Here is a 22048-nt window from a genome sequence, read left to right as displayed (position 1 = left end):
AACAAAAATATATCCAAATCCCTTATAAATAAAGGGATAGATGTTTTTTAAAGCAAATAGTAATTGAATGTGTAAGATTGTATTGTAAGAGAGCTGAATAAGCAATCATAAAAAAAACAACCTGTGGATAATTTTGTTAATTAATTTGTTTATTTTTTGTTTAAGCTCTTGTTTATTAACTTATTCACAAATATGTTGATATTTTTGTTGATAATTCTGATTATATTTTATCCACATTTTTATCCATATTATTTTTATGCTCTTTTTACATCCTTATACATTTCCTATCATCTTTTTAAAACCCTTTATTTTCATAGCTTTCAGAAAGTTATCAACACATTTTTGTGTACATAATAAATAATAATATAAAAAAAGAAAAATATACTTTATATAAATATAGAATAGAAAAAACAATGAAAAATAAAAAATAAAAAATTTTTGTTTATAATAAATGTTAATAAAAATAAAAAATCTTTTCTAAATGTCTTTAAATACAGAAATTTTTCTAAATATAAATAAATATGAACAAAGAATAGCAGTTAAAGAAAATAATATTCTTAAAGAAATATTAATTGAAAGAGATAATCAAAAAAGAATTGTAGGCAATATTTACAAAGGTAAAATAATAAGAGTTTTACCTGGAATGCAAGCAGCTTTCGTAGATATAGGTTTAGAAAAAGCAGGTTTTTTACATTTATCAGAAGTTATTCCTTTAGAAAGAGATGATAGTGAAACAGATGAAAACTTTAAGTTAAAAAAGTTAAATACTGAAGATATTAATAAGTGGTTAAGAGAAGGACAAGAAGTATTAGTCCAAGTTGTAAAAGAGAGTATTGGTAATAAAGGGGTTAAATTAACTTCTCATTTATCAGTATCTTCAAGATTTTTAGTTTTTTTACCAGATTTAGATCATATAGGAATTTCATTAAAGATAAATAAAGAAGAAGAAAAACAAAGATTATTAAGTTCTATTCAAAAAATAACTCATAGTGAAAATCCTCGTGGTTATATCTTACGTACAGCAGCTGAAGGAGCAAGTTTTGAAGAATTAGAAAGTGATATAAAATTTTTAAATACGTTATGGCAAGACATTTTAGATATTTCTAGTACCATCATAAAGCCAGGTGTCGTATATGAAGATTTTAGTTTAATAATAAAAACGATTAATATTTTTGCTAATGATAATCCTAGTAAAATTCTTGTAGATAATATTGATTCATATAAGGAAATTTGCCAATTTGCAGATAAATATATACCTGGTTTAAGAGATAAAATTGAACTTTATCAAAAACATAATATTTTTGAAGAATTTGATATAGATAATGAAATAAATAAAGCTTTAGATAAAAAAGTTTCATTAAAATCTGGTGGTTATCTGATTATAGAACAAACTGAGGCAATGATAACCATAGATGTAAATACAGGAGGATTCATAGGTACTAAAAATCTAGAAGAAACTATATTTAAGACTAATTTAGAAGCTACAAAAGAGCTAGCAAGGCAGCTTAGATTGAGAAATTTAGGTGGAATAATAATAGTTGATTTTATAGATATGATGGATCAATCTAATAAGGATCAAGTTTTAGAGGCTTTAAAGAAAGAATTAGAGCTAGATAAGGCTAAGACAAGTGTTAGTGACATATCTGAGCTAGGATTAGTTGAAATGACACGTAAAAGGGTTCATGAGAGTTTAGCAAGAACCTTATGTCAACCATGTGAGCATTGTAATGGTAAAGGAAGTGTCAAAACACTCCAAACAATTTGCTATGATATTTTTAGAGAAATAAAATCTGAAGCTAGAAATTATCCTAATTATAATAATTTTCTATTAATTTCTTCGAAAAAAATAATTGATTATATTGAAAGAGAAGAGTCTATATGGCTTGCAGAATTAGAATTAGATATACAAAAAAATATCCATCTAAAGGCCGAAAACAATCACATCTATAACCAATACGATATAATTCCATTAAATTAGAAAAAAATATAAAAATATTATTGACAGTACAATAAAAGGATATATAATACTAACTCATAGTCGCCGACTTAGCTCAATAGGTAGAGCAACTGACTTGTAATCAGTAGGTCGCCAGTTCGATTCCGGCAGTCGGCACCATAACACGGAGTGGTAGTTCAGTTTGGTTAGAATACCTGCCTGTCACGCAGGGGGTCGCGGGTTCGAGTCCCGTCCATTCCGCCATATTCTCATTAAGGTCTATTTCTTAAAACTCAGTTTTCCCCTTTTTACTTCTGATTCGATTTAGGCCTTAATTTATTATTTTATTTTCTCTATTAAAATTATATGTAATAAATATTCTGTATTTGGTAGCTAGTTATTGAGTCATAAAAGCTATCTATCGAGTTTTTTTAAAAATTTGATACACTGGGTATACATAACTACTTAAATTACTCATAGTGAAGCTTAAATAAAGGAAAAATTATTAATAATAATATTTAAAGCTTTAAATATTGATATTTCATATGTATCTATGTACCATTACATAATTACAAAGTATTCTAATTAAATTTTTATGACATCGTCAGATAGTGGCTGGAAGCAATTAATGGAAATTCTTGCTCAAAGTGAAAAACCTCAAGATATAGAAACTATATGTGATTTTTTATTAACTAAAGAAGAAAAAGAGCAATTAAATAAAAGGGTATTATTGACAAAAGAGCTTATAAAAAAAGATAAATCTCAAAGAGAAATATCTAAAAATTTAAAAATAAGTATTTGTACTGTAACAAGATGCTCTAATGCTTTGAAAGAATGTTCTATAAAAATAAAAGAGATATTTGGAAAATAAAATTAAAAAAAACTAATAGGATAAGCAATGTCAGATACAAAAATATCTAAACAAGAAGATCAAAAGGGCTTTTTAGTCTCAAATATCCATAAAATAGATTATCAAGAAGATCTAAATAGATGTTTTGCAAATCTATGTACAGATAAAAAAAATACTATTTTATTAGAGTCAGCAGAGATAGATACAAAAGATAAATTAAAAAGTATTTTAGTATTAAATAGCGCTTTGAGAGTTTCATGTATAGGCAATAAAGTTTTTATAAAAGCTTTAACTAAAAATGGCCAGGCAGCTTTAGATACTATAAGATCTAGAATAAAAAAGACTATACAAGTTAACCATAATAATAATGAGTTAGTTTTAACTTTTGATACAAAAAAAGATACAAATCTTAATGAACATGAAAATCTTAAAAATGAATCTGTTTTTGATGGTTTAAGATTAATAAAAGAAAGTTTTAAAATATCGAATGAATTTAGTATATTTTTAGCAGGACTCTTTGCTTATGATGTAGTAGCTAATTTTGAATATATAGGCGATGTAAAGCGTAAAAATAAATGTCCTGATTATGTATTTTATTTAGCTGATACTATTATGGTTAGTGATCATCAGCAGAAAGAAACTTATATTCAAACGAACAATTTTAATTCAAACAATACTAATGAACTAGATACTAATATTAAATTTATTAAAGATAATATAAATAATGATATTGATGTAAAAATTGAGAAATTTAGTAATCTAGAAGTAAAAGAATCAATAAGTGATAAAGATTTTTGTAATATTGTTGATCATTTAAAATCCCATATTATTGATGGTGATATATTTCAAGTTGTACCATCTAGAAGCTTCTTTTTGCCATGTCAAAATTCTTTGGAGGTTTATAAAGAGCTTAAACGTACAAATCCAAGTCCATATATGTTTTATATGCAAGATGAGGATTTTATACTTTTTGGAGCATCACCTGAAAGTGCTTTGAAATATCAAAAAGAGACTAATCAAGTTGAAATTTATCCTATAGCTGGTACACGTAGACGTGGTAAAAATCCTGATGGAAGTATTAATCCAGATTTAGATAGTAGAATAGAATTAGAACTTAGGTTAGATATAAAAGAAAATGCTGAACATATGATGCTAGTTGATTTAGCTAGGAACGATGTCGCAAGAATATCAAAAACAGGAACTAGGTATCTAGCAGATCTTTTAAAAGTCGATAGATATAGTCATGTTATGCATTTAGTATCTAGGGTAGTTGGTCAGCTTGCAGATGATTTAGATGCTCTTCATGCTTATCAAGCATCTATGAATATGGGTACACTAACGGGTGCTCCAAAAATAAAAGCCATGCAATTAATATCTGAGGTTGAGAAACAGACAAGAAGTGGTTATGGAGGAGCTGTAGGATATTTAAATGGTTATGGTGATTTAGATAGTTGTATAGTTATACGCTCTGCTTATGTAGAGGATGATATTGCTGAAATTCAGGCAGGAGCTGGAGTAGTTTTAGATTCTATACCTATAGCAGAGGCTGATGAAACTAGAACAAAAGCACAAGCTGTAATATCAGCTATCAAAAATGTACATGGAGTGTAAATAATGGCAAATATTATATTTATAGATAATTTTGATTCTTTTTCTTATAACTTAGTAGATGAGTTTAAAGTTTTGGGTAATAATGTTGATGTATATAGAAATAATATATATATAGATGTATTGCTTGATAAGATTAACTCTGTAGAAAATCCTATAGTTGTTGTATCTCCAGGCCCTGGTAGTCCAGCTGATGCAGGATGTATAGTTAATTTAATTTCTTTGATAAAAGGTAGAGTTCCTATTATAGGTATTTGCTTGGGGCATCAAGCTATAATAGAGGCTTATGGCGGTATAGTATCGCATGCTAATGAAATAGTGCATGGCAAGATAGCTAGAGTAAAACATAATAATCATAGTATATTTAATGATTTAGAATCTCCATTAACTGTTGCAAGGTATCATTCATTAGTAGGAGTGAAAATACCTACAGGACTAGAAACTATAGCAGAAGTTAATGATCTAGTTATGGCTGTAGCAGATGATAAAAATAAAGTTTGTGGTTTGCAATTTCATCCTGAATCTATAATGACAATACATGGTTCTAAACTTTTAGATAATGTAATTAAATGGGTGCAACAATGAGTGAGTTAAGAAAAATAGTTGATAAATTATATAATTTAGAAGATTTAAGTTATCAAGATAGTTATCAATTGTTTGATTATTTTATTAAAGGTGAAATTGAATTACCTTTACAGACTAGTATATTAACAGCTCTTAAATTAAAAAAAGAAACTCCATTAGAAATAGCAGCAGCAGCTGAAGCGTTGGTTGATAACACTAGAGGTTTTCCAAAAATTAAAGAAGATTTAGTAGATATCGTAGGTACAGGTGGTGATGGTTATAATACTATCAATATATCTACTACATCAGTTATAGTAGCAGCTACAGCAGGTTATAAAGTTGCTAAGCATGGTAGTAGAAGTATATCAAGCAGGTCAGGATCTTTTGATCTTTTAGAATCTTTTGGTGTAAATATAGAGTTATCTCCAGAAAAAACAAAAGAATCTATTCAAATAAATAATTTAGGTTTTTTATTTGCACCATTTTATAATCCAGGATTTAGATATGTTAAACAAGCTAGAGAAGTTTTAAAAACTAGAACTATTTTTAATATTCTTGGGCCTTTAATAAACCCTGCAAGACCAAATAAAATAGTTATAGGTGTATATGCTAAAGATTTAATTTTGCCAATGGCAAAAACTTTAATGAACTTAGGGGTACAAAGAGCTTTGGTAGTACATGGTAGTGGTTTAGATGAAGTTGCTATACATGGTGATACTTGTGTAGCAGAAATTAAAGATAATGAAATAAAAGAGTATATGGTTTCAACACAAGACTTTGGAATAGATACTTTTAGCATTAAGGATATAGAAGGTGGTCTACCTGAATACAATAAAAATATAATAAAACAAATACTTTTAGGTAAAGGTAAAGATGCTCATAATGCTGCAGTTGCAATAAATGTAGCTATGTTAATGAAGCTTTATGATGAAAATGATCTTAGACAAAATACTCAGTATATTTTAGAGTTGATTAAATCTGGTAAATGTTTTAAAACTTTAGAAAATGTTATAAGTTTTGGAAATAGATGATGAAAAAAATAATTTATAGTTTATTAATGCTATCTTGTAGTTTAGGTTTTGCAGTCAATAGTGATGTTTCGTACGATAAGGCTGTTTTTGCAGGTGGTTGTTTCTGGTGTTTAGAGTCAGATTTTGAATATATGCAAAAAAATGAAGACTTAAGTCACAATGGTATTATAAAGGTTGTTTCTGGATATGATGGAGGTCATCAAAAAAATCCTACATATAAAAAAGTATCTTCAGGGACTACAAACTATAAAGAATCTGTAGAAGTTGTATATGATCCTAAAAAAATCAGTTATAAAGAGCTCGTTGAGTATTTTTATCGTCGTATAGATCCTACTGATTCAAAAGGTCAGTTTTGTGATAAAGGTAAACAGTATCAGTCTGCAATTTATTATATGAATGATAGCCAAAAACATACTGCTGAAGCTATTACAAAAGAGTTAAAACAAATATTTAATAAGAATAATAAAAATGTATATACGCAAATTTTGCCATCGACAAAATTTTACGAAGCTGAAAAATATCATCAAGACTATCATGATAAAAATCCTAAAAGATATTGTTATTATCGTACAGGCTGTGGAAGAGATCAGACAGTAAATAAAGTATGGAAAAATATAGGATGGAAATATAGTAATGTAGTACCTTTTGATATACCATCTAGCTATGCAGAATGCTTGACTAGATAAAAACTAGTTAATTATAATAATTTTTAGAAAATTGTAGGAAAATATGAAAATAGTAGGCGTATCGACAAAGGTTTCAAATGATAGAGATGACTTGCTTGAGCAGGCATGGGAATTGTTTTTTAATAGTGAGGTTTTAGAATATCTTAATGGTCAAAATTTATCACAAGATATAATATCTGTTTATTATGAATATGAAGGTGATCACACAGCGCCATATACTTTGTTAATAGGTTATGAGGTAGATGATAATTTTGATGTGCCAACAGGTTTAAATTCAACTAATATTGAGTTAAATCATGAAGTTTTTAGAGTAGAAGGAGATCTTCCTGATGCTGCTATAGATAAATGGCAAGAAATATGGACTGATAATTCTAAGAAAAGAGCTTATAAAGCAGACTTTGATAGATATAACCCTATCGAAGATTTTGTTGAAATAAATGTAGAATATATTTAGAAGTATAAAAATTAAACTTTTAAATATTTTTCGTTTAAAATATCACTTAAAATTAAAAAAAAATCTTAATAAGTATGGAAACTATATTAGCAAAAATTGTTGAAGCAAAAAGAAAATGGCTTTTTGCTAAGAAAAGACTATTCCCATTAGATGTCTTTAAAGATGAGGTTTCTAAAACAGATAGAAGTTTTTATGAAGCTTTAACTTCAGAAAGAGCAGTATTTATATTAGAGTGTAAAAAAGGCTCTCCTTCTAAAGGTCTTATTCGTAAAAAATTTGATTTAAATGAAATAGCTTCAGTATATAAAAATTATGCAAATGCTATATCAGTATTAACTGATGAAGAATTTTTTATGGGTAGTTTTGCAAACCTTGAAATTATAAGAAACCAAGTAACACAACCTGTACTTTGTAAAGATTTTATTATAGATGAGTATCAGATATATTTAGCAAGGCATTATAAAGCTGACGCTATATTATTGATGCTTTCTGTTTTAGATGATTCTGAATATAGAAAACTTGCTAAAGTTGCTAATCGTCTTGGTATGGGAATACTTACAGAAGCTAGTAATGAAGAAGAGCTTCAAAGAGCTATAAACCTAAAAGCAAAAGTAATAGGTATAAATAACCGTAATCTTAGAGATTTATCTATAGATTTAAATACTACTCGTGTATTAGCCCCTAAAGTACCAAAAGGAACTATTGTTATATCTGAATCTGGAATTTACAAAAATCAAGAGGTAAGAGAGCTTAGAAAGTTTGCAAATGGTTTCCTAATTGGTAGTTCTATTATGGGAGAGCGTAACTTAGAGCTTGCTGTTAGAAAAATAATATATGGCTTTAATAAAGTATGTGGTCTTACTTCAGTAGAAAATGCTCAAAAAGCTTACGATGCAGGAGCTGTTTACGGAGGGTTTATATTTGTTCCAAAATCACCTCGTTACATAGATTTTGCCATGGCAAAATCTATAACTAAAAAAGTTAAACTAAATTATGTAGGTGTTTTTGCTAATGCTAGTATTGATGAAGTTGTAAATGCTTCTTATGATTTAAAATTAAGTGCTGTTCAGCTTCATGGAAGTGAAGATCAAGTATATGTAGATACTTTAAAGGCTAGATTACATAGAAACTGCCAAATATGGAAAGCTTATGGCGTAGATAAATCTGTACCTAAGTTTCTAGAAAATGTTGATTACCATTTATTAGATGCTCAAGTAGATGGACAGTCTGGTGGTACAGGAAAAACATTTGATTGGGATCTTATAGATAATAAAAATAATATAATATTAGCAGGAGGTTTAAATTCTAAAAACATAGCAAAAGCTATTGAGTTAAAATGCTCAGCTTATGATATTAACTCTGGTGTTGAATCACAACCAGGTCAAAAAGATCAAAAGAAATTAAATGAAGTTTTTGAAGTTATCAGAAATTATTAAGACTTTATAGTTATTTTCTTAGAAGTATTATCTTTTTCTTTCTTAGGAATGGTTAAGTTTAGTACACCATTTTTATACTTAGCCTCTATATTCTCACGATCTATATTTTCAGGTAAGTTTATCGTACGTTGATACTCTCCATAGTAGCGCTCCTGTATATGATGTTTCTTATCTTTATGAGAGTGTTCACGTTTAGCTTTTATAGATAATTTGTTTTTATCTAGCTCAATATCTATATCCTTTTCTTCAATACCTGCAAGATCTGCATGAATATGATAGGCAGAGTCATCTTCAGTTATATCTAAATGGATGTTTTGTAAATACTTCTCTTCTTGATACCCTTTAGGGAAGCTAAAAAAAATATCAAAAAGATCATTTATTGAATGTTTTAATTCAAATGGGTTATATCTGATTTCCTTACTCATAGTTATTCTCCTTATAAATATTGTTTTCGCACCTTTCAATTTTTATATATGATCAGATTGTAGAATTTCAAGAAAAATTTTAAATTAAATCAGGCTAATTTTACTTGTTGAATAATAATTGCAACAAATCCTAGTGACTGCTATTCTAGAAGCAAATAAAACTGATTTAAACTTACTATGTCTCAGCCTGAAATTAAGTATTTAAAAGACTATAAACCAAGTAATTATCTTATAAATGAGACGCATCTAACATTTAACCTAGATGAGTCAAAAACAATTGTAACAGCAGATTTGCATATTACTAAAAATCCTGCTAATAGTGAAAGTAATTCATTAGTTTTAGATGGTGAAGATTTAAAACTGCTATCAATTAAGATAGATAATAAAGATTTAACTAAATCTGATTTTGATATAAATAATAACCAGTTAACTATTTATAAAGCTCCTGAAAACTTTATATTAAATACTGTAGTTGAAATTAATCCATCTGCTAATACTTCTCTAGAAGGGTTGTATAAGTCTGGAGATGTATTTTGTACACAATGTGAGGCAACTGGTTTTAGAAAAATTACATATTATTTAGATAGACCTGATGTAATGTCTTCTTATACTGTCAGAATCATCGCTAATAAGCAAAAATATCCTGTTATTTTATCTAATGGAGATAAAGTTGATTCTGGAGATATTTCAGATACTTTACATTTTGCTACATGGAAAGATCCTTTTAAGAAACCTTGCTATCTATTTGCATTAGTAGCTGGAGATTTGGCTAGTATTAAAGATACTTTTACTACTAAATCAAATCGTAAGGTTAATCTTGAAATCTATGCATTTAAACAAGATATAGATAAATGTCATTATGCTATGCAAGCTGTAAAAGATTCAATGAAGTGGGATGAAGAGAGATTTAACCTAGAGTATGATCTTGATACTTTTATGATTGTAGCTGTACCTGATTTTAATGCTGGTGCAATGGAAAATAAAGGTTTAAATATATTTAACACAAAATATATCATGGCTAGTGATAAAACAGCTACAGATAAAGACTTTGAATTGATACAAAGCGTTGTAGGACATGAATATTTTCATAACTGGACAGGTGATAGGGTTACATGTCGTGATTGGTTTCAACTAAGCTTAAAAGAAGGTTTGACTGTATTTAGAGATCAAGAATTTACTTCTGATTTAAACTCAAGAGATGTTAAACGTATAGATGATGTACGTATTATTAGGAGTGCTCAGTTTGCTGAGGATGCTAGTCCAATGTCACATCCTATCCGCCCTGAGTCGTACATTGAAATGAATAACTTTTATACTGTAACGGTTTATCATAAAGGTGCTGAGATTATTAGAATGATTCATACTCTGTTAGGTGAAGAAGGTTTCCAAAAAGGTATGAAACTATATTTTGAAAGGCATGATGGACAAGCTGTTACATGTGATGATTTTGTAAATGCTATGGCAGATGCTAATAATCGTGATTTTAGCTTGTTTAAGAGGTGGTATGCTCAATCAGGTACTCCAAATATTAAAGTTAGTGAGAATTATGACGCTCAAAATAAAACTTATAGTTTAACACTAGAGCAAACTACTCAACCAACTGCTGATCAAAAAGAAAAACAAGCGCTTCATATACCTGTTAAAATAGGACTTATCACTCCAAAGGGTGAGAATATCGCAGAGCAAGTTATTGAGCTTAAAGAAAAAAAACAGACTTACACTTTTGAGAATATTTCAGCAAAACCAATAGTTTCATTATTTAGGGATTTTTCGGCACCTGTGAAAGTTGAGCATAAGCGTACAGAAAGCGAACTATTACATATTGTCAAATATGATAATAATGCCTTTAATCGTTGGGATTCTTTACAGCAGTTAGCTACAAATATGATTTTAGCTAATTCTGATGTAAGCGACGAGTTCTTGAATGCTTTTAAATCAATTCTAAACGATAAAGAATTAGATAAAGCATTAATCAGTGATGCTCTACTAATACCAAATGAGTCTACTATTGCTCAGGCAATGCCTGTGATTGCGGTTGATGATATTGTCTTATCACGCAAAAAAGTAATGAATCAGATAGCAGATAAACTAAAAGATAACTGGTTAGCTATATATCAAGAATGTAATGATAATAAGCCATATAGCCTATCAGCTGAGCAAATAGCAAAAAGAAAGCTAAAAGGTGTTTGTTTAAGTTATTTAATGAATGCTAGTGATCAAAGTGAAGGTACGCAATTAGCTCAACAACTATTTGATAATGCTGATAATATGACGGATCAACAGTCAGCTTTTTCGGCACTTCTAAAGTCTAGTGATAAACAAGTTCGAGATAATGCTATCAGTGAGTTTTATAACCGTTGGAAGCATGAGGATCTAGTTGTAAATAAATGGTTAGTCTCTCAAGCTCAAGTCTCTCATGAGTCGGCTTTAGATATAGTTAAAGGTTTAGTTAGTCATCCTGCATACAACTCTAAAAACCCTAATAAAGTTTACTCACTTATTGGTGGTTTTGGAGCTAATTTCTCACAATATCATCGTAAAGATGGTTTAGGATATGCCTTTATGGCAGATACTGTGATAGAACTTGATAAAATTAACCATCAAGTTGCAGCAAGAATGGCTCGTAATCTAATGAGTTGGAAGCGTTATGATAGTGCTAGACAGGCTTTGATGAAAAAAGAACTTGAGAGAATCAGAGCATCAAACCCTAGTAAAAATGTCTTTGAAATTGTTAGTAAGAGTTTAGAGTTGTAGTTTTATATATATTACCAACCTGTCTTCATAAAATACAAAAAACAGTATGATTTAACATCTATAGTCATTCCCGCGTAGGCGGGAATCTCCTAAATAACCAAGAGATCCCCGTGTCAAGCACGAGGATGACGAGGGTTTTCTATGGTATTTTTTACTTATAAGATAGGAGTATGATTAAATAAAAAGTCTTAAATATTCTTTATATAATCTTTTCTATTTTAAAGAATATCCAAAATATTTAACATTTTATGGTAAGTAATTTGTGAAGTGTATTTTGGATTATCTTAAAGCGTATATTACAATAAAATATATTTTTATAGATATTACTTTCTAACCTTTCTCTTTATAGATACAATTATCTGCCAGGTAAGTATTGCATAAATAATATAAGAAAGTATTTTTATCCAGTCTGGTAGATACATATATGACCTATATCCTAATAAATTAGAAAATATTGGGATATTAGTGAATATATTTTGTAAAAAATAGTATATATTCTTTAAGGAAGGGTTAAAAATCAGATCTTTTTGCAACCATCCACAGAAACAATTCATAGTATGCATAATTGCCGCAAAAATTAAAAATAATACAGTTGCTCTTATAAAGCTTTGTCCAAATTTTGATATAAAACTATTTATATAGAATATGGTTTTATCTTCGTATAAGCCCTTTTCTCCTTTCAAATATTTTGCGTAAGCATTCATTTCTCTAGAAAAGTACTTATTAGCTTCTATATGATTACCGATACTATCAAATGAATGCTTAATAATTCTAAAAGTTTCTTGGTCTGAAATTTTTAGTTTTTCATTATCTTTTATTTTGCACCCTAAGAAATTTGCACCTGCGGAATAATTAAAGTTAGATTTTGATAAGTCTAAACCTTCATTGAAATATGCTCCTCTAAATATTACAGAATCTCTAAAAGTCACATATTTAAACATAGTAAAAACATTAAATATACAATCTTCAAAAATTGATATTTTATCAAATCGACATTTTTGAAAGACTATTTTACTATCTTTATTTTTTATAATTGTAGTTCCAAAAAAATCTGATGTTTCAGAAAAGTTACAGTCTTCAACTATTAAACTACCTTTGATATCATTGTTTTTAAACTCAAACTTTCCGTTAAAGGTACACTTTTTAAAAGATATTGTTTTCAAGTAACTATCATTTTCCTCAGAATGATTATTAACCATGAAGTTTCCATGAAAAGTAGAATTAATGATTTCTACATTATTTAGATTTGTTGTTTTAGGAAGAAAATTATAGTTATGGCTCTGACCAGCAAATATCTGTTTGCTAACTAATTTTATATTAACTTCTTGAGTAAATTTGCAATGATCATAAAGGAGAGGATCTATTTTTATAGTGTAAGGAGAATCAAAAATACATCTATAAAAAATAGCATCTCCATCTTTCTTAAATGTTTCTACTTGTTTATCATCTAATTTAATAAAACTATCGTCTTCGTTTTTGAATCGACAACCTTGGTAGCTTGTTCTAATAGTATAATAATCAAAAGATTTTTTAATAATAGGAAATGTACATTTTCTAAAATATATACTTTTACAGGCCATTAAGTAAGACTCAAAATTATCTATAAAACTTACTTCATAGAATACCGTATGAGTTTCTTTTGTTTTTTCAACAATTTTTTTAATTTCTTCTATAAAAAAGTTAGGGGCTGTCCTAGATAAGTTTACTTTAAACTCTCTCTAACCCAGTGTTTAATTAGCTTTAGCTGTTCCTTAGAATCACTGTGATTAAATCTCCACTCACATTCCTTCAAAAACAAGTAAAAATGGTCTCTAGGAATACCATTAAATTTTCTCAAATGTCTCTTAGCTTGATTCCAGAAGTTTTCTATACCGTTTATATGATTATGCTTCTTTGCAAACAGCTTACTATGGTTAATTCTATAATGTTTAAACTCTGAAACATCTAAGGCATTATAACTCCTAAAAGTATCAGTGTAAACGATACAATCAGGTTTAACTTTTTCTCTAATTATTGGTAATAGAGTATCACTCTTAGCATTTGGAATGATTACTGTATATACCTTACCATTACGTTTAAGTAAGCCAAATACAGGAACTTTACCACCAGCTCCTCTACCTCGTTTCCCTTTACGAGTTCCTCCAAAATAGCTTTCATCTACTTCAATCTCTCCTGTAAACATTTCTAAATGCTCACTATTTTCATAAATTAATAATCTTAATCTATGAAAATAATAGCTGGCTGTGGTTTTATTTACTGATACTAATTCTGATGCAGTTCGTGCTGTACTTCCTGCTATAAATAACTCTATTAATTTGTCTTGCTTGTATGTACTTAATCTACTTTTCCTCATCAAAACCATCCTAACATAACTTAGTTATCTAGGACAGCCCCAAAAGTTATTATCTTCTTCTCGAAATTTATCTTTACAGCAGTGCAATATACATTCATTATAGTCCTTATAAGAGTTATAATTATAAGACTTTTTTGAAGGGCTTAGAGAGGAAGTCAATTTGTCGCATACTGGACATTTTTTAGTATTACTCATTTTAATTATTCCATGTCATTATTTTTTAGTTTTTAGAATTTCATAATCAATCTTATAATAAAAAAATGGATAAAGAAAATTGAGGTTAAATTTATAAAGGATGGAATATAATATAATATAAGAGTTTATTAGTTTTAGTGAATTATTATCTAAATAATCATAATTATAGCTATAACAAACATCATTGAAATATATATCATTTGTAAATGTTTATGAGAAAATGATGCTGTTACCTTAACACCAATATTTACACCAATTAGGCTTGGTATAATTCCTGTAAGAACAATCATTAAATTTAAATAACCAATACAATATGGTGGTAAATTAGATGCGTGTAAGCCAAAAAGCATAAAGAAAAGAGTCATTACTAAACTTATAAAAAAAGTAATAACTGTAGAAGTTCCAATAGCTTTGCGAATATCTAAGCCACATTTTGTCAGTAATGGAACAAAGAATACTGATATACCAGAAAGCATCGTACACATTCCAGCTATAAATGCGCTAGCTATTTTTAATACTAATGGTGCTTGCCAGATTTTTAGAGAAGTTTTTGTTTTACTCCACATCCATATAGCCATAACTATAAGTAAGATAGAAAAGATAGCCTTTAGATTACCACTCTTTATTAGAGTTACTAAAAACACACCAAAAACCCCGCCTAAAAGTATACTGATAAGCGCCCAGCGTAGAGTGTCATAACAAATTTGTTTGTATTTATGTTGTTTGATGCTCGCAAGTAAACCAACTAAAACACCAGAACTAACAGCACAAGCAATAGCTACCTGCATTAAATGATCATTTGATGCATAGGAGTAATGTAAGAGTAGATAAAATCCTGGTACATTAATAAGTCCTGATCCACCACCAAAAACTCCTGAGATAAAGCCTGAGAAGATTGTTATGAAAAAAATAAGAGTAATAAATAAGGGTAAGCTCAAAGTTTATATTTCCATTATTGTATAAAAGAGTTTAATTCTATTTATTGATCCATTTTAAAACAATATTTTTATTGCGGTAAAATATAAAAATATTAGTTATGGAAGTTGGAAGAATATTATATAGCTAAAATATATGAATAAATAAGTTTTAAATTATCAAAGAAAATAACTTATTTAGAATATATAAAACATGAAATATAACACTTAAGCTGGACTAGCACATCCAGGTATATCATGATAGGTTGAAGAACTAGGAGATAATGCTCCTATTGTTTGTTTACCATCTGAAACACTAACATAGAAGTTAAATCCATTTTTTGATGTTGAGTCAGTACAGTGTTGCCATATAGCTCCTGTAACTACTTGTTCAAAAGTGTCTCTAGGAACTTCAGATGTAACTTCATATGTATAAACCCCATCTGTAGGACCTGATAGATTTGTGACAGTTGAGTTTGTTATACTTGTTGGGGCTACAGCGCCACATCCAGCCCAAATATTACTATTTTTTCCTTTTAAGTATTGGCAATGAGATCCATTATCTGTTGCTGATATAGGAGATACAGTAACAGTATAGCCTTTCATTTCAGTTGGTGTATTTTTCGTTGTAAATTTAGCAGTTAATTTACAAGTTGTTACTTTAGCAGGATCTGTAGGAATTGTTTTACAAGTATCTAATGAACCAGAAATAACGGTAGGAGTGTCTACACTTATATTAGGCTTAGGTGCTTTGCCAGGGTTTGTTTTAGGATATCCTTGCATATCGTTGATAGTTACAGAAATAGTGCTACCACTAGTTAATGTCTTACTAGTAAGAGTACCATCCTGAGCTAAGAAATCATCAAAAGCGAATGTATATACTATAGGATATTTTTTATTAGCTGCTGCAGTTGAAGTTGTACAAGATGATTTAGCAGCACTATCATAGCAAATTGAATGTATTACTTTAGAGTATTGGCTAAACCAAGGCCCTTTATCCTCTAACTGACCGTTTGCAGAGTTATTTTTGTACAGGATATCTTTGTTATCATTAACAAGTTTGTTTAAAGATGATTTACTTATCGCTGTATCCTCTATTTTTGAGTTTGATACAGGTAGTAAACCTGCAGAGAAAAGAGCTGATAGGCCTTCTGCTATAAGTCCTTTTGCTGGGTGATTATTTTGAATAGTATCTGTAGTTGTATAAACTTTTGGTAATATATTATTATTATCAAAAGGCCACTGTCCAGGGCTAAAGAAGTCAAATGAACTCACATAATCCATAGGAATATATTCATCTTGCAGTTTAGCTTGATCGCCACTAGGAGCTTTACATTTTGATAAATCACTTAAGTCCGTACAGATTTTTGGTATAAACTTCCAACAGCTTGTACTATTTGCGTAAGCTCCATATATTGGCTTACCTTGTGAATCATAACTAGTTATTTGTTGACTACATTTTGCATTACTTGAGATACCATCAGCAAAATATACAGCATTTTCAAAAATATCTGTTTGAGGATATTTAGCACTATACAGCTGGCTTACATCAAAAGCTAATTGATGTTTAGTCCCTTCATAATAATTAATCAAGTTTTGTAAATAAAATGATGAACCACTAGGAGTTGTTATTGGATTTAGTAAATAACTAGTTCCAGTGACAGCTGGCTTATTTACCATATTTTTCATAGATCCAAGAGGGTTATCAGCACCAGTAGAGGTAGCTATTCCTGAAGGACTAATAATACGTATTGTAGATCCAGAACTATCAAATATTAGATCTTTCCATGTATCTACACTTCCTGAGGAAACTCCGGTTGTAAAGTTTGCAGTTGCTTGATCAATAATTTCTTTTCGACTCATTCCTAAAGGATATCCTGATTCTGTTAGATCAGTAGGTTTTATTGGAGAAGGATTTTGCATAGTTAAAGGTATACTAAAGAAGTCTACACTTGTAGGATCTATATATAGTACACCGCTAGAGTTGTAAGTAAGCTCAAACTTATCATAAACAACTTGAGACATATAATAATTACTATCGCTAGAGGATTTACTATAAAAAGGAGCATTTGTTGCAACACCACCTAAAGGATGTCCAATAGAAACATAAATCCGTCCAGAAATAAAAGGTTTTGGAATTTTTACAGTAAAGCTACCACTATGACCAATATCTTTCCCATAATCTTGGAAGTAAGCTTTGCTCAGTAGAGGACCCTTTGTTAGGGTTCCATCATCTGCAACTTTATATATATTTGTACCATCTACAACCGTTATATAAGTATCCTCAGAGATATTAGAGTTGTTTATTATCTTTAGAGGATATGCATCAGAAGAAGCTGCTTTAGTTTTAGACGCTACTATATTTGGAGAACTTTGAACAGAGGCTAGTTCTGGTTGTTTTATTTGATCTTGGCTTTCTGGTTGAGAGTAATTATTTTGTAAGTTTTTTGAATTTATTGAGGCTTTGTTTTTATGGCTTGATCCACAGGATGCTAATAATGTTGCAGATATTGCAACGGTTAATCCTAAAGGTATTTTCTTCATAAATGCTCCTTATGATTACATCATATAAAAAATTATATGTATTTTCAGTTTAGCATATTAACCAAAAGATTTTTTTAAATTACTTAACAGTTTATAATAAATTATTGAAAATTAATTTTTTGAAATATGTCTATATCTGTAATAGGAAGTGCTAATAGAGATCTAGTTGTAAAGGTTGATGAGCTTGCACAAAAAGGCCAAACAATTATAAGTCAAGATTATGAAGAGTTTTGTGGAGGTAAGGGCGCAAATCAAGCTGTAGCAGCAAGAAGACTTAGTAAAAATGTAAGTTTTATAACAAATCTTGGCAAAGATAGTTTTGGAGATAGGCTTTTAGAGTTTTATAAAGAAGTTGGTTTTGATGTATCGACAATAAATCAAGATTCTAATAGTAATACAGGATTAGCTTTTATTTCTGTAGATAAAGAGGGCCAAAATATTATAAATGTTGTAATGGGAGCTAATGCTAAATTAGATGAAAAAGTGATAGATAGACATATCCAAAAAATACAGTCTTCGAAAGTTATTCTAACACAGTTAGAAACACCACTAGAAACAATTGAATATTTAGCAAATAGGGTGACAAAAGATCAAATTTTTATACTAAATCCTGCTCCCGCTAGAGAATTACCAGAAGAGTTATTACAAAAAGTCGATATATTAACACCAAATGAGACGGAAAGTTCTATTCTCTCTGGAGTTGAGGTTAGAGATATTGAAACTGCTAAACAAGCGGCAAAAGAGCTACACAAAAAAGGTGTAAAAACTGTAATTATAACCTTAGGTGAAAAAGGTGCTTTACTATCAAAGGATAATGCACAAGAACAAAAGCTTTTTGCTACTAAAAAAGTAGATGTAGTTGATACAACAGCAGCGGGAGATACTTTTAATGGAGTGCTTGCTTTTTGTTTAGATAAAGGTTTTAGTATAGAAAAATCTATACAAATAGCTAATACAGCTTCAGCGTTAGCTGTAACTGTAGAAGGAGCAGAAAACTCAGCACCGACTTTAGAAAAATTGAATACTTATTTAGAACAAAAAATATAATAATTGGAGATATAAAATGGTTGTATTACACTCATATGGTGTTGCAGTATTCTTTTGTATAGTGACTATGCTATGCTGGGGATCATGGGCAAATACACAAAAACTTTCGACAAAAGAATGGCCGTTTCAACAGTACTATTGGGATTATGCATTAGGAATTTTGATAGTTTCCTTTATATTAGCTATAACAATGGGAAGTTTTGGTTCAGAAGGAAGGTCTTTCTTTAGTGATATATCTCAAGCATCATCAGCAAGCTTTTTCTATGCCTTTATGGGAGGAGTAGTTTTTAATCTAGCTAATATACTTCTTGTTGCAGCAATTGATATAGCTGGAATGTCTGTAGCATTTCCATTAGCTATAGGTTTAGCTTTGGTTATAGGTGTTATTACAAATTATATTGCAACACCTTTGGGTCAGCCTGTAGTGTTATTCTTAGGTGTTTTAAGTGTGCTTGCTGCAATAATAATAGATGCTGTTATATATAAGCGTATTTCTGATAATAAAAATAAAAATATGCTAAAAGGATTTATAGTTTCGATAATCTCAGGTATTTTGATGGGCTTCTTCTATCCGTTAGTTATAAAGTCAATATCTAGTGATTTTGTAACTCCTCAAGCTGGTTTAATGACACCTTATACAGCTAGCTTTATATTTGCATTAGGAATTTTTATATCAAACTTTGTTATTAATGGCTGGATGATTAAATTTCCTATTTCAGGTAAAAAACTTAAATTTAAAGATTATTTTTCACAAGGAACACCTTGGTTACATATAATAGGTATTTTAGGCGGTGTAATTTGGGGTGTAGGTTCTTGTTTGAACTTTATAGCTTCAGGTATTGCTGGACCTTCTATTTCTTATGGTTTAGGGCAAGGAGCTACTATGATAGCAGCATTCTGGGGAGTCTTTATTTGGAAAGAATTTGCCAAAGCTCCAAAAGGTACAAATAAGCTAATAGTATTGATGTTTATAACATATATTTTAGGTTTAACACTTATAGTTTTAGCTAGAAATATTTAAGAGCTAGAAGTTTCTAAATACATTAACAACTCTACCAATAATCTCAGCTTCAGATGGTTGTTTTATTTCATCGTTATTTTGAAAATCTGAATTAAGAGGCATTAAGCATAGCTTTCCATCCTCTATATAGACAAGTTTAACGGTAGCACCGTCTGAGTTTTTAGCTACGACAACTTTTCCAACTAGATTCATAATATTTATATCGTTAGGATCAACAACAATAGTTTCTCCTTCATCTAGAGAGTATTTAGCATAGTTTTTATCAAGCTTTTGTTTATCATTGTAGTCATAGTGCATACTATTACCTTTGACTTCTAATAAAAATCCATTCTTAGGTATCATATTTGCTGGTAAGTTGATGTATCTTATTGGGTCTACTTCATAAGATGATTCAGTAAATTCACCAGCTTGGACATATGATAAAACAGGTACTTTAATAGACGTGTTATTTATATCTGATTCATCTATACCTAATATTTTCATTACCTCTAAATGTGTATCATAAGCAGGGGAATTAACTCCGGCTACCCAATGTTTAATAGTTCTTTCACTTTTACCTAGGATTTCAGCTAATTCTTTTTGCTTCATACCTATCTTTTTAAGAGTTGGTTTTAGATCTTTCGAATACTTAAACATAAACAACAACGGATTTTGGGTTTTATACTATTATATGATTATTATTTAAAGCACGCAATAAGTTAATTATAAAAAAGTGCAATTAATCTTCACTTTAGCAAAAAGTATGATATATTTTAAAATGTTAGGTGAAAAAATAAGGCACTAAATAAGAGAAACTAAGTTATTAAAGGAAATTATTTGATTAAATTTATTTTCTAAGTTTAAAAAGTAATTTATAAAAAAGGAGTTACTTATGCGCAGATATTGTATGATTCAAGAGAATAGTAAAGTAAAGAGGCTATTAGCAATCATAAAGACTCATTATAAAGCAGAGTATGGAGATTCGATAATACAAGAAGTAAATCTTAGTCACGTTGCTAACAAAATCTATAATGATAATATAAAAAAAGCAGTCAAAGATCTTTGGCAAGATTTAGAACTTAAATTAGGCTATGAAATAAGATTATTAGAGGTTAATAGTAAAGTTAGTATTCTGCATAAATTTAATAAAAGATCTAGAGATCTATGTTTTATAGTAAAGATTCGAGCAGATATAACATCAGAGGATATTTTTGACTCTATATATAACGCTTCTGATTTCAAAGTGAAATTAAGAGCGATAGAAGTATAGTATTTTTATTTATTAATAATAAAAACGCTCACAAAACCTTTACTCTTAGTATGATCTCCAGTATCTGATGAGTTTTTTGTATTATCCGCTTTTATATAGTTATCCAAGGAAGCAGAATATATTTTAACTTTTGGTAATTTATTTATTACATTTTTGATCAATTCATTCTTAGCTTCATTAAAAGACATATATAGGTTGCCACAATTTATGTTATCTCCCTTAAACCATAGAGACTCTCGAGATATTGATATTGCATAGATAAATGTTTTTGTATTATCTTTTTCTTCTATATATGGACCCATAAGTCTAAAATGATCAGCATATTCATTAAAATCTTTTTCAAATGTGAAAGGAATATCCTTTTGATTAGTATTTGTAGGTGTTCCAGATAATTGAGGGTATAGTTTATTATTAAAATATACGCCATAACCTCCACTATGGTTTATAGACTCTGTATTAGAATAACCAAGTTTATTAACCATATTAATCAGATAATTATTAGCTTGTTGAGCATTTGTAAATCCATTTAATACAAAAATAGTATTTATAGGCTCAACAGTATAATTTTGAGGCTGAGATACTCCATTAATAATAAAGTTTTTCTCACCACGCCAATACACCCAAGCTGCAGCAATATCTTTTGGTAAATCTTCTTTACTATAGCTTTTGGTACTTACCATCATCCATTTACCAATAAATGGTAGTGATTTAGCGATATTGCTAGTTATAGGAGTAATAGTATATTTTTTATTGGTTGTTCTAAATTGAATATTATTTTTAGTAGGTTTTAATTTACTCTGAGAGTTATTTTTGATACCTTTATTTTCCCAGTTTGTCGTATTTTGGAGATTTATAGGTTCAAAAGTCATACCACATGCTTTTAAGTTTTTACCAAAATGATTATTTGCATAACCAAATGTAACAGATAGAATCAATAGCATCGATATAGGTAGTTTTTTCATTATATCAACCTCAACAGTT

General features: G+C 29.3%; 19 protein-coding genes and 2 tRNA genes. 14 read left to right on the top strand and 7 right to left on the bottom strand.

Annotation, left to right across the window (positions count from 1 at the left end; all coding sequences use genetic code 11):
* Positions 1–481: 481 nt before the first annotated feature.
* From FIP56_RS10300 to trpCF, 10 genes are all read left to right on the top strand, one after another.
* Positions 482–1978 carry an Rne/Rng family ribonuclease gene (locus FIP56_RS10300; protein WP_192578810.1) on the top strand — a complete coding sequence of 499 codons (1497 nt, stop codon included), beginning with the start codon at positions 482–484 and terminating at the stop codon, positions 1976–1978.
* 62 nt (positions 1979–2040) lie between these two features.
* Positions 2041–2116, top strand: a tRNA-Thr gene (locus tag FIP56_RS10295).
* Positions 2117–2122: 6 nt separating this feature from the next.
* Positions 2123–2200 (top strand) — tRNA-Asp (locus FIP56_RS10290).
* Positions 2201–2531: 331 nt separating this feature from the next.
* The gene (gene trpR, locus FIP56_RS10285; protein ID WP_192578809.1) at positions 2532–2807 is read left to right on the top strand and encodes a trp operon repressor; all 276 of its coding nucleotides are present in this window, start codon (positions 2532–2534) and stop codon (positions 2805–2807) included.
* Positions 2808–2849: 42 nt separating this feature from the next.
* Positions 2850–4397 (top strand): anthranilate synthase component 1, encoded by a 1548-nt coding sequence (locus FIP56_RS10280; protein ID WP_192578886.1) that lies wholly within the window; start codon positions 2850–2852, stop codon positions 4395–4397.
* Positions 4398–4400: 3 nt separating this feature from the next.
* Positions 4401–4979, top strand: a complete 579-nt coding sequence (locus tag FIP56_RS10275) for an aminodeoxychorismate/anthranilate synthase component II (RefSeq protein WP_192578808.1) — start codon at positions 4401–4403, stop codon at positions 4977–4979.
* Complete coding sequence (gene trpD, locus FIP56_RS10270) at positions 4976–5989, top strand: anthranilate phosphoribosyltransferase (RefSeq protein ID WP_192578807.1); 1014 nt, start codon at positions 4976–4978, stop codon at positions 5987–5989. Before FIP56_RS10275 ends, trpD begins: the two co-directional genes overlap by 4 nt.
* A complete protein-coding gene (gene msrA, locus FIP56_RS10265; protein ID WP_209451844.1) occupies positions 5986–6675 on the top strand; it encodes a peptide-methionine (S)-S-oxide reductase MsrA in 690 nt (229 codons plus the stop codon). The genes trpD and msrA overlap by 4 nt, the downstream gene beginning before the upstream one ends.
* A gap of 43 nt (positions 6676–6718) precedes the next feature.
* Positions 6719–7129 (top strand): effector binding domain-containing protein, encoded by a 411-nt coding sequence (locus FIP56_RS10260; protein WP_192578805.1) that lies wholly within the window; start codon positions 6719–6721, stop codon positions 7127–7129.
* Positions 7130–7203: 74 nt separating this feature from the next.
* Positions 7204–8565 carry a bifunctional indole-3-glycerol-phosphate synthase TrpC/phosphoribosylanthranilate isomerase TrpF gene (gene trpCF, locus FIP56_RS10255; RefSeq protein WP_192578804.1) on the top strand — a complete coding sequence of 454 codons (1362 nt, stop codon included), beginning with the start codon at positions 7204–7206 and terminating at the stop codon, positions 8563–8565.
* Here trpCF and FIP56_RS10250 read toward each other — a convergent pair.
* Positions 8562–8990 (bottom strand): Hsp20/alpha crystallin family protein, encoded by a 429-nt coding sequence (locus tag FIP56_RS10250; protein ID WP_192578803.1) that lies wholly within the window; start codon positions 8988–8990, stop codon positions 8562–8564. The two genes, trpCF and FIP56_RS10250, sit on opposite strands and share 4 nt — an antisense overlap.
* Before the next feature lie 177 nt (positions 8991–9167).
* On the opposite strand from FIP56_RS10250, the gene pepN reads away from it, so the two are divergent.
* Positions 9168–11744: an aminopeptidase N gene (gene pepN, locus FIP56_RS10245; protein ID WP_192578802.1), complete on the top strand. Its 2577-nt coding sequence runs from the start codon at positions 9168–9170 to the stop codon at positions 11742–11744.
* 323 nt (positions 11745–12067) lie between these two features.
* On the opposite strand, the gene FIP56_RS10240 is transcribed toward pepN, so the two are convergent.
* From FIP56_RS10240 to FIP56_RS10225, 4 genes are all read right to left on the bottom strand, one after another.
* Complete coding sequence (locus FIP56_RS10240; RefSeq protein ID WP_192578801.1) at positions 12068–13324, bottom strand: pentapeptide repeat-containing protein; 1257 nt, start codon at positions 13322–13324, stop codon at positions 12068–12070.
* A 122-nt stretch (positions 13325–13446) separates the two neighbouring features.
* Positions 13447–14097 carry an IS1595 family transposase gene (locus FIP56_RS10235; protein WP_192576968.1) on the bottom strand — a complete coding sequence of 217 codons (651 nt, stop codon included), beginning with the start codon at positions 14095–14097 and terminating at the stop codon, positions 13447–13449.
* 344 nt (positions 14098–14441) lie between these two features.
* Positions 14442–15230 carry a sulfite exporter TauE/SafE family protein gene (locus tag FIP56_RS10230; protein ID WP_192578800.1) on the bottom strand — a complete coding sequence of 263 codons (789 nt, stop codon included), beginning with the start codon at positions 15228–15230 and terminating at the stop codon, positions 14442–14444.
* A gap of 204 nt (positions 15231–15434) precedes the next feature.
* Positions 15435–17750, bottom strand: a complete 2316-nt coding sequence (locus FIP56_RS10225) for a beta-1,3-glucanase family protein (RefSeq protein WP_192578799.1) — start codon at positions 17748–17750, stop codon at positions 15435–15437.
* A gap of 126 nt (positions 17751–17876) precedes the next feature.
* On the opposite strand from FIP56_RS10225, the gene rbsK reads away from it, so the two are divergent.
* Together rbsK and FIP56_RS10215 are read left to right on the top strand one after the other, a co-directional pair.
* The gene (gene rbsK / locus FIP56_RS10220) at positions 17877–18797 is read left to right on the top strand and encodes a ribokinase (protein ID WP_192578798.1); all 921 of its coding nucleotides are present in this window, start codon (positions 17877–17879) and stop codon (positions 18795–18797) included.
* A 16-nt stretch (positions 18798–18813) separates the two neighbouring features.
* Positions 18814–19818: a multidrug DMT transporter permease gene (locus FIP56_RS10215; protein WP_192578797.1), complete on the top strand. Its 1005-nt coding sequence runs from the start codon at positions 18814–18816 to the stop codon at positions 19816–19818.
* A gap of 3 nt (positions 19819–19821) precedes the next feature.
* On the opposite strand, the gene FIP56_RS10210 is transcribed toward FIP56_RS10215, so the two are convergent.
* Positions 19822–20454 (bottom strand): S24 family peptidase, encoded by a 633-nt coding sequence (locus tag FIP56_RS10210; protein ID WP_192578796.1) that lies wholly within the window; start codon positions 20452–20454, stop codon positions 19822–19824.
* 235 nt (positions 20455–20689) lie between these two features.
* Here FIP56_RS10210 and FIP56_RS10205 point away from each other — a divergent pair, with 235 nt between their 5' ends.
* Positions 20690–21067, top strand: a complete 378-nt coding sequence (locus tag FIP56_RS10205) for a normocyte binding protein 2b (RefSeq protein WP_192578795.1) — start codon at positions 20690–20692, stop codon at positions 21065–21067.
* A 5-nt stretch (positions 21068–21072) separates the two neighbouring features.
* On the opposite strand, the gene FIP56_RS10200 is transcribed toward FIP56_RS10205, so the two are convergent.
* Complete coding sequence (locus tag FIP56_RS10200) at positions 21073–22029, bottom strand: hypothetical protein (RefSeq protein WP_192578794.1); 957 nt, start codon at positions 22027–22029, stop codon at positions 21073–21075.
* Between the last annotated feature and the right edge of the window lie 19 nt (positions 22030–22048).

Source organism: Francisella sp. LA112445 (assembly GCF_012224145.1).
GTDB lineage: Bacteria > Pseudomonadota > Gammaproteobacteria > Francisellales > Francisellaceae > Francisella.
The sequence above is the reverse complement of the archived record's forward strand: the minus strand, read 5'-3'. Positions and strand labels throughout refer to the sequence as shown.

What these genes read in the sequence shown, in the direction of transcription:
- FIP56_RS10300 (WP_192578810.1), top strand. Translation starts at nt 482, where the DNA reads ATGTCTTTAAATACAGAAATTTTTCTAAATATAAATAAATATGAACAA.
- trpR (WP_192578809.1), top strand. Translation starts at nt 2,532, where the DNA reads ATGACATCGTCAGATAGTGGCTGGAAGCAATTAATGGAAATTCTTGCT.
- FIP56_RS10275 (WP_192578808.1), top strand. Translation starts at nt 4,401, where the DNA reads ATGGCAAATATTATATTTATAGATAATTTTGATTCTTTTTCTTATAAC.
- trpD (WP_192578807.1), top strand. Translation starts at nt 4,976, where the DNA reads ATGAGTGAGTTAAGAAAAATAGTTGATAAATTATATAATTTAGAAGAT.
- msrA (WP_209451844.1), top strand. Translation starts at nt 5,986, where the DNA reads ATGATGAAAAAAATAATTTATAGTTTATTAATGCTATCTTGTAGTTTA.
- FIP56_RS10260 (WP_192578805.1), top strand. Translation starts at nt 6,719, where the DNA reads ATGAAAATAGTAGGCGTATCGACAAAGGTTTCAAATGATAGAGATGAC.
- trpCF (WP_192578804.1), top strand. Translation starts at nt 7,204, where the DNA reads ATGGAAACTATATTAGCAAAAATTGTTGAAGCAAAAAGAAAATGGCTT.
- FIP56_RS10250 (WP_192578803.1), bottom strand. Translation starts at nt 8,990, where the DNA reads ATGAGTAAGGAAATCAGATATAACCCATTTGAATTAAAACATTCAATA.
- pepN (WP_192578802.1), top strand. Translation starts at nt 9,168, where the DNA reads ATGTCTCAGCCTGAAATTAAGTATTTAAAAGACTATAAACCAAGTAAT.
- FIP56_RS10240 (WP_192578801.1), bottom strand. Translation starts at nt 13,324, where the DNA reads ATGGCCTGTAAAAGTATATATTTTAGAAAATGTACATTTCCTATTATT.
- FIP56_RS10235 (WP_192576968.1), bottom strand. Translation starts at nt 14,097, where the DNA reads ATGAGGAAAAGTAGATTAAGTACATACAAGCAAGACAAATTAATAGAG.
- FIP56_RS10225 (WP_192578799.1), bottom strand. Translation starts at nt 17,750, where the DNA reads ATGAAGAAAATACCTTTAGGATTAACCGTTGCAATATCTGCAACATTA.
- rbsK (WP_192578798.1), top strand. Translation starts at nt 17,877, where the DNA reads ATGTCTATATCTGTAATAGGAAGTGCTAATAGAGATCTAGTTGTAAAG.
- FIP56_RS10215 (WP_192578797.1), top strand. Translation starts at nt 18,814, where the DNA reads ATGGTTGTATTACACTCATATGGTGTTGCAGTATTCTTTTGTATAGTG.
- FIP56_RS10210 (WP_192578796.1), bottom strand. Translation starts at nt 20,454, where the DNA reads ATGTTTAAGTATTCGAAAGATCTAAAACCAACTCTTAAAAAGATAGGT.
- FIP56_RS10205 (WP_192578795.1), top strand. Translation starts at nt 20,690, where the DNA reads ATGCGCAGATATTGTATGATTCAAGAGAATAGTAAAGTAAAGAGGCTA.
- FIP56_RS10200 (WP_192578794.1), bottom strand. Translation starts at nt 22,029, where the DNA reads ATGAAAAAACTACCTATATCGATGCTATTGATTCTATCTGTTACATTT.